At 67.2% G+C, this 13,204-nt stretch carries 11 protein-coding genes; 10 read left to right on the forward strand and 1 reads right to left on the reverse strand.

The window, feature by feature from the left end; all coding sequences use genetic code 11:
- The first annotated feature begins 2 nt into the window (after nucleotides 1-2).
- Nucleotides 3-1,283, forward strand: coding sequence for a M24 family metallopeptidase (locus AC59GX_RS13640; protein WP_426281354.1), 1,281 nt, complete (start codon nucleotides 3-5; stop codon nucleotides 1,281-1,283).
- Nucleotides 1,284-1,599: 316 nt separating this feature from the next.
- Nucleotides 1,600-4,251, forward strand: a complete 2,652-nt coding sequence (gene alaS / locus AC59GX_RS13645; RefSeq protein ID WP_426281352.1) for an alanine--tRNA ligase — start codon at nucleotides 1,600-1,602, stop codon at nucleotides 4,249-4,251.
- Nucleotides 4,252-4,544: 293 nt separating this feature from the next.
- On the opposite strand, the gene AC59GX_RS13650 is transcribed toward alaS, so the two are convergent.
- Nucleotides 4,545-6,188, reverse strand: a complete 1,644-nt coding sequence (locus AC59GX_RS13650; RefSeq protein WP_426281351.1) for a thiamine pyrophosphate-binding protein — start codon at nucleotides 6,186-6,188, stop codon at nucleotides 4,545-4,547.
- Nucleotides 6,189-6,279: 91 nt separating this feature from the next.
- On the opposite strand from AC59GX_RS13650, the gene AC59GX_RS13655 reads away from it, so the two are divergent.
- From AC59GX_RS13655 to leuC, 8 genes are all read left to right on the forward strand, one after another.
- Complete coding sequence (locus tag AC59GX_RS13655) at nucleotides 6,280-7,179, forward strand: SMP-30/gluconolactonase/LRE family protein (protein ID WP_426281350.1); 900 nt, start codon at nucleotides 6,280-6,282, stop codon at nucleotides 7,177-7,179.
- A gap of 211 nt (nucleotides 7,180-7,390) precedes the next feature.
- Nucleotides 7,391-8,101: a CoA transferase subunit A gene (locus AC59GX_RS13660; RefSeq protein WP_426281349.1), complete on the forward strand. Its 711-nt coding sequence runs from the start codon at nucleotides 7,391-7,393 to the stop codon at nucleotides 8,099-8,101.
- Nucleotides 8,102-8,178: 77 nt separating this feature from the next.
- A complete protein-coding gene (locus tag AC59GX_RS13665) occupies nucleotides 8,179-9,057 on the forward strand; it encodes an HAD family acid phosphatase (protein WP_426281348.1) in 879 nt (292 codons plus the stop codon).
- Nucleotides 9,057-9,365 (forward strand): DUF5076 domain-containing protein, encoded by a 309-nt coding sequence (locus tag AC59GX_RS13670; protein WP_056047204.1) that lies wholly within the window; start codon nucleotides 9,057-9,059, stop codon nucleotides 9,363-9,365. The genes AC59GX_RS13665 and AC59GX_RS13670 overlap by 1 nt, the downstream gene beginning before the upstream one ends.
- Nucleotides 9,365-10,000: a 3-oxoacid CoA-transferase subunit B gene (locus tag AC59GX_RS13675; protein WP_426281347.1), complete on the forward strand. Its 636-nt coding sequence runs from the start codon at nucleotides 9,365-9,367 to the stop codon at nucleotides 9,998-10,000. Before AC59GX_RS13670 ends, AC59GX_RS13675 begins: the two co-directional genes overlap by 1 nt.
- Nucleotides 10,000-10,683, forward strand: coding sequence for a glutathione S-transferase family protein (locus AC59GX_RS13680; protein WP_426281346.1), 684 nt, complete (start codon nucleotides 10,000-10,002; stop codon nucleotides 10,681-10,683). Before AC59GX_RS13675 ends, AC59GX_RS13680 begins: the two co-directional genes overlap by 1 nt.
- Nucleotides 10,650-11,564: an alpha/beta hydrolase gene (locus AC59GX_RS13685; protein WP_426281345.1), complete on the forward strand. Its 915-nt coding sequence runs from the start codon at nucleotides 10,650-10,652 to the stop codon at nucleotides 11,562-11,564. The genes AC59GX_RS13680 and AC59GX_RS13685 overlap by 34 nt, the downstream gene beginning before the upstream one ends.
- A 153-nt stretch (nucleotides 11,565-11,717) precedes the next feature.
- Nucleotides 11,718-13,154, forward strand: a complete 1,437-nt coding sequence (gene leuC, locus AC59GX_RS13690) for a 3-isopropylmalate dehydratase large subunit (RefSeq protein WP_426281344.1) — start codon at nucleotides 11,718-11,720, stop codon at nucleotides 13,152-13,154.
- Nucleotides 13,155-13,204: the final 50 nt, after the last annotated feature.

Raw genomic sequence — 13,204 nt, forward strand, 5'->3', positions numbered from 1 at the left:
CGATGTCGACCGTACGCCCCAAGCCCGCCTTCAGCCCCTCGCGCCGCGACCTGCTGAGCCTCGCAATCGCGGCCCCGTTGCTGTCGACCACCGCGATCCTCCGCGCTGCCGAGCCGGACCTGTCGGCGCTGTCCGACATCACCGGCGGCACCAGGCCGATCGACGCCACCGAACGCGCCGCGCGGCTGGTCCGCGCGCAATCGCTGATGAAGGCGGCGGGCATCGGCGCGGTGTTGATCGAGCCTGGATCGTCAATGATCTACTTCACCGGCGTCCGCTGGCATACGAGCGAGCGGCTGACGCTGGCGATCCTTCCGGTCGAGGGTGAACCGTGCATCGTCACGCCGTTCTTCGAAGAGCCCTCGGTGCGCGAGACGCTCGCCGTGCCCGCCGAGATGCGCGTCTGGCAGGAGGACGAGAACCCGCTCGCCGTGGTCGCCGGGTTCCTGCGCGACCGCAAGCTCGCCGCGCTGCCGATCGGCCTGGAGGCGGAGGTGCGGTACTTTGCCTATGCCGGACTCGCGCGCGTGCTGCCCGAGGCGAAGATCGTGTCCGCCGACCCGGTCGTCCGCACCTGCCGGATGGTCAAGACCCCCGCCGAGATCGCGCTGATGCAGGCGGCGACCGAGGTCACGCTGGCCGCGTATCGCTGGACGAAGCCGCGCGTCGAGAAGGGCATGACCGGCCCGGAAATCGGCGCGCTCATGAACGCCGCGACCAAGAAACTCGGCGGCGCGCCCGAGTTCGCGCTGGCGCTGATTGGCGAGGCATCCGCCTACCCGCACGGCAGCCGCGAAATCCACCGCGTCGCCGACGGCCAGGTCGTGCTGATGGACTGCGGCTGCACCGTCCAGGGCTATCAGTCCGACATCTCGCGCACCTGGGTGCACGGCGCGGCAACTGCCGACCAGCGCAAGACGTGGGACCAGGTCGCCCGAGGCCAACAGATCGCGTTCGCCGCGGCCAAGATCGGTGCACCCGCCGGCAGCATCGACGACGCGGTCCGGCGGCATTACGAGACGCTCGGCTACGGCCCGGGGTACAAGGTCCCCGGCCTGTCGCATCGCACCGGCCACGGCATCGGCATGGACGGCCACGAACCCGTCAACCTCGTCCGCGGCGAGACGACCAGGCTGGCGGCGGGGATGTGCTTCTCCGACGAGCCGGGGATCTATATTCCCGGCAGATACGGGGTCCGCATCGAGGACTGCTTCCACATGACCGATGCGGGCCCGAAATGGTTCAGCGAGCCGCCTAAGTCGCTGGATGCGCCACTAGGGTAATACTCCAACGAGGCAGTCGCCCTCGCCGCGCACTCCACCACCCCGGCGAAGGCCGGGGCCCAATTGGGGGACGGCGATAACGAAGCGCTGCTCTCCATTATTTCCACCTCTCCAATTGGGCCCCGGCCTTCGCCGGGGTGGAACATCGGGGCGAACGGCCGCTCTTACCTACCTTGTTCTCCCGCGAAGGCGGGAGCTCAGTCTGGATCCCCGCCTTCGCGGGGAAACACGCTATCTTCGTTTCAATGCGATGCGTGCAAGGCAAGCCCCACACCTCCACTTGAGCGAACCGCCCCGCTCGCCTAAGTCCCCGCGCATGACATCGACGAACGACATCCGCCGCGGCTTCCTCGACTATTTCGGATCGCAGGCGCACCAGATCGTGCCCAGCGCGCCGCTCGTGCCGCAGAACGACCCGACGCTGATGTTCGTCAACGCCGGGATGGTGCCGTTCAAGAACGTCTTCACCGGCCTCGAATCGCGCCCCTACACCACCGCGACCTCGTCCCAGAAATGCGTCCGCGCCGGCGGCAAGCACAACGATCTCGACAATGTCGGCTACACCGCGCGCCACCACACCTTCTTCGAAATGCTCGGCAATTTCTCGTTCGGCGACTATTTCAAGGAACAGGCGATCGTCCACGCCTGGACGTTGCTCACGCGCGAATGGGGCCTGTCGCCCGACAAGCTGACCGCCACCGTCTACCACACCGACGACGAGGCGTTCGATCTCTGGAAGAAGGTTGCCGGGCTCCCCGATCACCGCATCATCCGCATCCCGACCAAGGACAATTTCTGGTCGATGGGCGACAACGGGCCGTGCGGGCCCTGCTCGGAAATCTTCTACGACCATGGCGACCACATCTTCGGTGGCCCCCCCGGCAGCCCCGACGAGGACGGCGATCGCTTCGTCGAGATCTGGAACCTCGTGTTCATGCAATACGAGCAGGAGAACGCCGAGATCGTCGGCAACCTGCCCAAGCCCTCGATCGACACCGGCATGGGGCTCGAGCGCATCGCCGCGGTCATGCAGGGCGTCACCGACAATTACGATACGGACACGTTCAAGGCGCTGATCGCGGCGTCGGGCGCGCTGACGCACACCGCGACCGACGGCGCCAACACCGCCAGCCACCGCGTGATCGCCGATCACCTGCGCACCGCCGGCTTCCTGATCGCGGACGGCGTACTGCCCGCGAGCGAGGGCCGCGGCTATGTCCTGCGCCGGATCATGCGCCGCGCGATGCGCCACGCGCACATTCTGGGCGCCAAGCAGCCGCTGATGCATCGGCTGGTCCCCGCACTCGTCACCGAGATGGGCGCCGCGTACCCCGAACTGTCGCGTGCACGCCCGCTGATCGAGGCGACGTTGCAGCAGGAGGAGACGCGCTTCCGCCAGACGCTCGACAAGGGGCTGAAGCTGCTCGACGAAGCGACCACCGGGATGACCGACGGTACGCTGGCCGGCGACGTCGCGTTCAAGCTCTACGACACCTACGGCTTCCCGTACGACCTGACCGAGGACGCATTGCGCGAACGCAACATCGCGGTCGACCGTGCCGGCTTCGACACCGCGATGGCCGAGCAGAAGCGCGCCGCCCGCGCCGCCTGGAAGGGCTCGGGCGCGAAGGCTTCGGACGACATCTGGTTCGACATCGTCGAGCAGACCGGCGGCACCGAATTTCTCGGCTACGCGTCCGATACCGGCGAGGGCGAGGTCGTCGCACTGGTCAAGGACGGCACGCGCGTCGACCACGCCACAACCGGCGATACGGTCTCGATCGTCGTCAACCAGACGCCGTTCTACGGCGAGAGCGGCGGCCAGGTCGGTGACGCGGGCCACATCTCCAACGACAGCGGCCTGCGCGCGAACGTCACCGAGACCTCGAAGCAGCTCGGCCGGGTGTTCGTCCATCACGCGATCGTCGACGCCGGCGAGATCAAGGTCGGCGACCCGGTCAAGCTCCAGATCGACGTCGCCCGCCGCGCACAGATCCGCGCGAACCACTCCGCAACGCATCTCTTGCACGAGGCCTTACGCGAACGCCTCGGCACGCACGTTGCGCAGAAGGGCAGCCTCGTCGCCCCCGACCGCCTGCGGTTCGACTTCTCGCAGCCGGTCGCGATGACCCCCGCCGACATCGCGCAGGTCGAGGCCGACGTGAACGCGCAGGTCCGCGGCAACGGTGCGGTGACGACGCTGCTGATGACCCCCGACGACGCGATCGCGATGGGCGCGATGGCGCTGTTCGGCGAGAAATACGGCGATGAGGTCCGCGTCGTGTCGATGGGGTCGACTGAGGACGGCACCTATTCGATCGAGCTGTGCGGCGGCACGCACGTCACCGCGCTCGGCGATATCGGCCTGTTCAAGGTGGTCGGCGAGGGCGCGGTCTCGAGCGGCATCCGCCGTGTCGAGGCGCTCACCGGCGAAGCGGCGCGCGTGTATTTGACCGGCCGCGACGATCGCCTGCGCGAAGCCGCAGCAGTCCTGAAGTCGACCCCCGACGAGGTCCCGGCGCGCGTCGCATCGCTGCTCGAAGACCGCCGCCGCCTCGAACGCGAACTCGCCGACGCGAAGAAGGCGCTGGCGCTGGGCGGTGGTGGATCGGGCGAAGCGGCAGGACCGGAGCAAGTCGGCGGCGTTGCGTTCATCGGCCAGGTGCTCAACGAGTTCGAGGCCAAAGGCCTGCGCGGCGCGGTCGACGAAGCCAAGCAGCGTCTGGGTTCGGGCGTCGCGATGCTGGTAGCGATCAACGACGGCCGCGCTTCGGTCGCGGTCGGCGTGACGGCGGACCTAGTGGCGAGCCACAATGCCGTCGACCTGCTCAAGATCGCGGTGGCGACGCTGGGCGGGCAGGGCGGCGGCGGCCGTCCCGACATGGCGCAGGGCGGTGGTCCTGACGGAGACAAGGCTGCGGAAGCAGTCGTGGCGGTGCGAGCAAAGCTGGAGGCGGCGGGCGCCTGAAACTCGTCATCGCCGCACGCTAAACCCCAAGCAATGTTCCCCCGCGGACGCGGGGGCCCAGCTAAGTACCGTCAGCGTACGTGGCTCCTAGACCCCGGCCTTCTCGGGGGAACAGGCTGCGCTGATGAAGTCACCCGCTACCACCACCTCCACCCCGGCGAAGGCCGGGGCCCAATTGGCACGTCCGAAGTAACGGAAGGCCGCATTTAGTTACCACCGTCCCCCAATTGGGCCCCGGCCTTCGCCGGGGTGGTGCTAATACTGGGTAAGTGGTTTGCGCGAATAAACGAGGCTCAGCCCCCACGCACCTTCGCCAGCGTAGTCCCAGCGGTAATCGCCTCGATATCCGTCACCAAGTGCAACATCCGCACCCCGCCGCGCGCCATCGCTCGCTCCAGCGCCCCCGCAAAATCCTCCGTCCGAGAAACCGTCTCCGCCCAGCACCCATAAGCCCGCCCCAGCGCGGCAAAGTCCGGATTTCGCAACCCGGTTCCAGACACCCGCCCCGGATACTCCCGCTCCTGGTGCATCCGGATCGTCCCGTACCCGCCATTATCCACGACGATCACCAGCATGTCCGCACCATGCGCAACCGCGGTCGCGAGTTCCTGTCCGTTCATCAGGAAACACCCGTCGCCCGCGAGCGCTACGACCGTCCGCTCCGGATGCCGCAACGACGCCGCAACCGCCGCCGGCACGCCGTACCCCATAGCTCCAGCGGTCGGCGCAAGCTGCGTCCCCGGCCCGGCATACGCCCAGTACCGATGCCACCAGCCTGAGTAATTCCCCGCGCCGTTGCAGATGATTGCGTCCGCCGGCAGCCGCTCGCGCATCGCCGCCACGCACGGCCCAAGGTCCATCACCAGATCGCGCGGCACCGGCGTAGACCACGCAAGCCACTCCGCATGCGCCTCCGATCCGGCAGACCGCGCCGGCAGATCAACCGCCAGCAAAGCCTCAGCAAACTCCGTCATCCCCGCACATACCGCCACATCCGCGCGGTACGCCCGGTGCAACTCGTCGGGATCGGGATGGACGTGGATCAGCCGCTGCCCCAGATGATCGGGGGTGATCAGCGCATAGCCATCGGTCGTCGCCTCCCCAAGCCGCGGCCCGACCACCAGCAGCAGATCCGCCGCCTTCACCCGCTCGACCAGCTTCGGACTAGGCCCATATCCCAGGTTCCCCGCCCACACCGGACAGTCGTTCGGAATGGCATCCTGCCGCCGAAACGCCGCGGCGACCGGAATGCCGTTGCGATCTGCCCAGGTCGAGAACGCCCCGGACGCCGCCACATCCCAACCCGCCCCGCCAACGATCGCCACCGGCCGCTCGGCGGTGGTCAGCAGATCGGCCAGCAAGTCCATCGTATCGGCGTCACACCCCTGCGCCACCCGCTCGACCCGCGGCCGATCGACCGCATCGACTACGTCCAACAACATATCCTCGGGCAACGCTAGCACGACCGGCCCCGGTCGCCCCGACATCGCCGTCGCATAGGCGCGCGCGACATATTCCGGGATCCGCCGCGCATCGTCGATCCGCGCCGCCCACTTCGCGATCGGCGAAAACATCGCCTGGAAATCGATCTCCTGGAACGCCTCGCGGTCGCGCGTGCCGCGATCGATATCGCCCACGAAAAGTATCATCGGCTGCGAATCCTGCATTGCGACGTGCACGCCGATCGACGCGTTGGTCGCGCCCGGCCCGCGGGTCACGAACGCGACCCCCGGCCGATGCGTCAGCGTCCCGTCCGCGCACGCCATGAACCCGACGCCGCCCTCCTGCCGACACACGACAAGGTCGATCGCCGGCGTATCGTGCAACGCGTCGAGCACCGCGAGGAAACTCTCCCCCGGCACGGTGAAAATCCGGTCGCAGCCCTGTGCGACGAGTTGATCGACCAGGATACGGCCGCCGGTGCGTGGTGTGATCATCCCCGTATCCTGCCGTCCGTTGTGCGTGAAGTCGAGAAACGGTTACGCTGACATCGAAGCCGGGACCAACCCGACTCGTCCGGAGAGGATCATGACCGACTTCACCACCGTCGCCGACGGCCTGCGTTTCCCCGAGGGCCCGGTGGCGATGCCCGACGGCAGCATCATCCTCGTCGAGATCGAGCCCGGCCGCATCACGCGCATCGCCCCTGACGGAACGAAAACGACGGTCGCCGAACCCGGCGGCGGTCCCAACGGCCTCGCGATCGGCCCGGACGGCAAGCTCTATTGCTGCAACAATGGAGGGTTCGCATGGCGCGAGACGAACGGCTTCCTTACCCCGCACGGCCAGCCGGACGACTATTCCGGCGGCCGGATCGAACGGATCGACATCGCCACCGGCGCGGTCGAGATACTCTACAAGGACGGCGATTTCGGCTGCGTGCTGCGAGGACCCAACGACATCGTCTTCGATTCGCACGGCGGCTTCTGGTTCACCGACCACGGCAAATCGCGCGACCGCGCCCGCGACATCACCGGCATCTTCTACGCGAAAGCCGACGGGACCCAGCTCGAAGAAGTGATCTTCCCGACCGAAAATCCCAACGGCATCGGCCTCTCGCCGGACGGCACGCGGCTCTACGCGGCGGAGACGTTCACCTGCCGGCTGATGGCGTTCGACATCGTCGCGCCCGGCAAGGTCGCCAGCGCCTCGGGCACGCCGCTCTACCGTCCGGCCGGCTACAAGTTCTTCGATTCGCTCGGCGTCGAGGCATGCGGCAACATCTGCGTCGCAACGATCGGCGAATGCGGTATCAGCGTGATCTCGCCCGCCGGGGAACTGGTCGAGTTCGTCGCGACCGACGATGTGTTCACTACCAACATCTGCTGGGGCGGCGTGGACATGATGGATGCCTACATCACCTGCTCGGGCAGCGGCCGGCTGGTGAAGACGCGCTGGAAGCGGCCGGGGTTGAAGCTGGCGTACTGAGAACGACTCGATCCTCCCTCGCCAGGGGGAGGTGGCGCCGAAGGTGACGGAGGGGGAGGACACGGAGCAGAGGTTTCCCTTTCCTCCCCCTCCGTCTGGCAAGAGCCAGCCACCTCCCCCTAGCGGGGGAGGATCGTGAAAAGTCGATCCGCGCTACGTTGCCGAGCGCCAACCACCGGCTTATGCGAGGCGAAAGACCTGAGGAGGATGCATGGCGAACAAGCGCTACACCGATGCGGCAAAGGCACTCGAAGGCGTGCTGTTCGACGGAATGACGATCTGCGCGGGCGGGTTCGGGCTGTGCGGCATCCCCGAGCGGCTGATCGACGCGATCGAGGCGTCTGGGGTGAAGGACCTGACGATCGCCAGCAACAATGCCGGGATCGACGGGCAGGGCCTCGGCAAACTGCTCCGCTCGCGCCAGGTGAAGAAGATGATCTCGTCCTATGTCGGCGAGAACAAGGAATTCGAGCGGCAATATCTTAGCGGCGAACTCGAGGTCGAGTTCTGTCCGCAGGGCACGCTCGCCGAACGCTGCCGGGCAGGGGGGGCGGGCATCCCCGGCTTCTACACCAAGACCGGCGTCGGCACGCAGGTCGCCGAGGGCAAGGAAACGAAAGTCTTCGACGGCCAGGAATACATCCTCGAACGCGGCATCCGCGCCGATCTCGCGATCATCAAGGGCTGGAAAGCGGACGAAAGCGGCAACCTCATCTTCCGCAAGACCGCGCGCAACTTCAACCAGCCGATGGCGACCGCGGGGAAGATCTGCGTCGCCGAGGTCGAGGAGATCGTCCCCGTCGGGAGCCTCGATCCCGACACGATCCACCTGCCGGGCATCTACGTGAAACGGATGATCGTCGGTGCGCCCTACGACAAGCAGATCGAATTCCGCACCGTCCGCGAGCGGGTATCCGCGTGAAGTCAGGCCTGATGGTTGATCGCAAACGCTCCCCGTTCTCCTGCGAACGCAGGAGCCCAGGGTCACGAGCGTTGCGGGTGGTATCCTGGACCCCTGCGTTCGCAGGGGCACTGGCGCTCCAAGGCTGCGTCAGCGTGTCCGCGCCGACGTCGATCGCAGCGACGCCGACTGTTTCCGCGCCCATCACCGTCGATGGCGTCCCAGCCGGGATGCAGTATCTCTACGCCTCGGGCGAAGCCGCCGCGGTGAGCATTCAAGCCTGGAACGCGCTCGTAGGCTACGTCCGTACGCAACGCGCGCCAACTTCCGTCGTCCTTGCGCCAGGCGCCACTCTCGTTGCCCCGACGTTCACCAACTGCGGCACCAAACCTAAGGCTGCAGTGTTCGACGTCGACGAAACCATCCTCCTCAATCTCGGCTTCGAATACGACGCGTCCTCCGGCCAAGCATGGTCCGATCCCCGCTGGCAGGACTGGGAGCGCACCGGCGTCAAGCAGGTCGCGCCCGTCCCCGGCGCCCTCGCCGCACTCGGCCAACTCCGCGCAATGGGCGTCACGGTGATCTTCAACACCAACCGTTCCGCCGCCAACGCCGCGCAAACTGAGGCCACGATCGAAGCCGCCGGCCTAGGCCCCGCGCGCCACGGCGAGACGCTGTTCCTCGCCGGCGACGACGCGATGGGCTCGAAGAAGGACGGCCGCCGCGAGATGATCGCCGCGAAATACTGCGTCGTCGCGATGGGCGGCGACCAGCTCGGCGACTTCAGCGACCTGTTCAACGCCGGCCAGACCCCCGCCGTGCGCCGCGCCGCGGTCCAGTCGCCCGCGATCGCGGCCAGATGGGGGGCAGGGTGGTTCGTCCTCCCCAACCCCGTCTACGGCACCGCGCTGAAGGGCAACCGCGACGAGGTATTCCCCCCAGCAGTCCGCTGGGCCCCGACAGGAGGCGTACGCTAATGGCCGACCACCCAAACGCGATCGCGCTCGACAAGGGCGCGCAACTCACCAGCGAATCGGTCGAGGTCGCGCGCATCTGGATCACAAACGGCGCCGGCAGCAACGTGCTGATCGACGCGGGCATCCTCGAGGATCCGACCGTGTTCGGCTACCTCCTCGCCGACACGATCCGCCACGCCGCGCGCGCCTATGCGGGCACCTGGGGTCTCGACGAGGACGCCGCGTTGCAGGCGATCGTCGACGGCGTCGGCACCGAGCTCCGTGAACAATTCACGACCATCACCACCATCCAGGAAGGAATGCACTGATGCCCTGGGACCGTAACCAGATGGCCGCGCGCGCGGCGCAGGAACTGAAGGACGGCTATTACGTCAACCTAGGCATCGGCATTCCGACGCTGGTCGCGAACAATATCCCCGACGGCATGACCGTCACGCTCCAGTCCGAGAACGGCATGCTCGGGATCGGCCCGTTCCCGTACGCGGGCGAGGAGGACGCCGACCTGATCAACGCCGGCAAGCAGACGATCAGCGAACTCCCTTCGTCGGTGTATTTCAGCTCGTCGGACAGCTTCGCGATGATCCGCGGCGGGCATATCGATCTGACGGTACTCGGCGCGATGGAGGTCAGCGAAGGCGGCGACATCGCCAACTGGATGATCCCGGGCAAGATGATCAAGGGCATGGGCGGCGCGATGGACCTCGTCGCGGGCGTCAAGCAGATCATCGTCGTGATGGACCACACCGCCAAGGACGGCACGCCGAAGTTCATCCCGTCGTGCACGCTGCCGTTGACCGGCAAGAACGTCGTCGACATGATCGTCACCGATCTGGCGGTGTTCCAGCGCGCGGATCACGACAGCCCGTTCAAGCTGGTCGAGATGGCGCCGGGCGTCACCGCGGACGAGATCGCCGCGAAGACCACCGCGCGCTACACCGCCTGATGCGCTACACCCTCGTCACCGCGAACCGCAATTATTCGAGCTGGTCGTTGCGCCCCTGGGCCTTGATGAAGGCGCTCGGCATCGACTTCGAGGACCGGATCGAGCCGTTCCTGGCGCCCGTGAATTACGAGGCGTTCCGCACTTTCTCGCCGACGGGCCAAGTGCCGGTGCTGATCGACGGCGAGCGGACGGTGTGGGATTCGCTCGGCATCGTCCTCTACCTCGCCGACCGTCACGACGGCGTCTGGCCGGTCGATGCCGAGGCACGCGCGTGGGCGATCTGCGCCACGGCCGAGATGCATGGCGGGTTCTCCGCGCTGCGCAACGAGCGGACGATGAACGTCGGCGTCCGCGTGAGCGCCGCCCCTGGTAGCGACGCGCTCGACCGCGATGTCGCGCGGATCGCTGAACTCTGGAGCAAGGGACTTGACCGGTTCGGCGGCCCCTGGCTCGCTGGTGCCGAATTCGCGGCAGTCGATGCCTTCTATGCGCCGGTCGCGTTCCGAGTGCGGACCTACGGGATCGACGTCGGTGCGGCTGGGCTCGCTTGGGTCGAGCGGATCATCGCGCACCCGGCGATGCGCGAATGGGAAGCGACCGCGCTCGCCGAGACGTGGCGCGAGGAAAGCCACGAGGCCGACCTCGTCGCATGCGGATCGATCACTGCGGACTTCCGCCGCTGATGCGCCGCGCCGTGATCGTCATAGCACTGATCGTCATCCTGATCGCAGGCACCGCGTTCACCGCAGGCCCCGGCACGCTCAGCGTCCTCGACGGCGTGATGGGCGGCGGTCGCGGCACCGCCCGCATCCGCGAAGGCGTCCCGTTCGGCACGCACGGCCAGAAGCTCGACGTCTGGCGCCCATCCGGCGGCGCCAAGACCGGCCTGCCGGTGCTGATCTTCTGGTATGGCGGCGGCTGGGTCCACGGCTCGCGCGGCGCCTACGCGTTCGCGGCGCGCGCCTATGCGAAGGCGGGCTACGTCGTCGTCATGCCCGACTACCGCAAAGTCCCCGACGTGCGCTTCCCCGCCTTCCTCCAGGACGGCGCCGAAGCGGTGAAATGGACCCGCGACCACATCGCAGAGGCTGGCGGCGACCCGAACCGGATCGCCGTCGCCGGCCATTCCGCGGGCGCCTACACCGTGGCGATGCTGACGCTCGACGAGCGCTGGCTGAAGGCCGAAGGCGTCGACCCGCACATCATCAAGGCCGCGGTTGGCCTGTGCGGGCCGTACGACTTCTACCCCTTCACCGCCAAGCGCGCGATCGACGCGATGCAGGGCGCCGCCGACCCGGTGATGACCCAGCCGATCCACTTCGCGCGCGCGGACGCCCCGCCGATGCTGCTGATCACCGCCGGCGACGACACGCAGGTCAAGCCGCACAACGCGATCAACCTCACCGCGCGGCTTAAGGCGCTGGGGGCACCGGTGACGTACATCGATTATCCGGGTCTGAGTCACGAGAATGTCGCGATGGCATTGTCGAAACCGTTCCGCCGTAAGGCGCCCGTGTTGGTCGATAGCGTCGCGTTTCTGAACAAGGCGATGCCCGCGCGGTAATCCATCTTGTTTCCCCGCGAAGGCGGGGACCCAGACTGGGCTCCCGCCTTCACGGGAGAACAAGCTTCCTTGTAGCCTGACGCCCGTCTGAACGATCGAAAATTACATACAACCTTGGCGCCGCACCCCTTTTCGGTTAACGCGTGCTCCATCATGGCCACTCCGCAAACGCTGTACGAAAAGATCTGGGCGGCGCACGTCGTCGAACGCCGCGACGACGGCACCTGCCTGATCTATATCGACCGCCACCTCGTCCACGAAGTCACCAGTCCGCAGGCGTTCGAAGGCCTCCGCGTGGCAGGCCGCAAGGTCCGCCGCCCCGACCTGACGCTCGCCGTCCCCGATCACAACCTCCCGACCACCGCGCGCAAGGACGCCGCCGGTCGCGTCCTGCCGATCGCCGATCCCGAAAGCGCGCAACAGCTCGACGCGCTCCGTCGCAACACTAGCGAGTTCGGCATCGACTATATCGACGCGACCGCCATCGAGCAGGGCATCGTCCACGTCGTCGGCCCCGAGCAGGGCTTCACGCTCCCCGGCACGACGCTCGTCTGCGGCGACAGCCACACCTCGGCGCACGGTGCGCTCGGCGCTTTGGCGTTCGGGATCGGCACCAGCGAAGTCGAGCACGTCCTCGCCACGCAGACATTGCTGTTGTCGCAGGCCAAGACGATGGAAGTCCGCGTCGACGGCGAACTCGGTTTCGGCGTCAGCCCCAAGGACGTCATCCTCGCGATCATCGGTAAGATCGGCGCGGCGGGCGGCACCGGCCACGTCATCGAGTTCACCGGCAGCGTCATCCGCAACATGTCGATCGAGGGTCGCCTGACCATCGCCAACATGTCGATCGAGGCGGGCGCGCGTGCCGGCCTGATCGCACCCGACGACACGACCTTCGCCTATCTGAAAGGCCGGCCGATGGCCCCGACTGGCGAGAACTGGGACAAGGCCGTGACGTGGTGGCGCAGCCTCGCGACCGACCCCGGCGCGACTTACGACAAGTCCGTCGTGCTGGACGCAGCCGATATCGCCCCCGGTCTCACCTGGGGTACCAGCCCCGAGGACGTCGTGCCGATCACCGGAGTCGTCCCCGAACCGTCGAGCTTCGCCGATCCCGCCAAGCAGGCCGCCGCACAGAAGTCGCTCGATTACATGGGGCTGACGGCGGGCACCGCGATGCGCGACGTGCCGATAAAGCACGTCTTCATCGGCAGCTGCACCAACAGCCGCATTGAGGATCTCCGCGCCGCTGCGGCGATCGCGGACGGTCGCCATGTCGCGACCGGCGTGCGCGCGCTCGTCGTCCCCGGCTCGGGCCTCGTCAAGCGCCAAGCCGAAGCCGAAGGGCTCGACCGGATCTTCATCGACGCCGGTTTCGAATGGCGCGAACCGGGGTGTTCGATGTGTCTCGCGATGAACCCGGACAAAGTCCCTGCGGGGGAGCGTTGCGCTTCCACGTCGAACCGTAATTTCGTCGGCAGACAGGGTCCCGGAGCGCGCACGCATCTGGTATCACCTGCGATGGCGGCGGCAGCGGCGGTCACCGGTAAGCTGAGCGACGTCAGAGAGTTGATGGGGGAAAGAGCGTGAAGAAAGTTTTCGTATTGCTGGCGGCTGGCGCAATGCTCAGCGGCGTCGCG

Source organism: Sphingomonas sp. 320_CC (assembly GCF_059691795.1).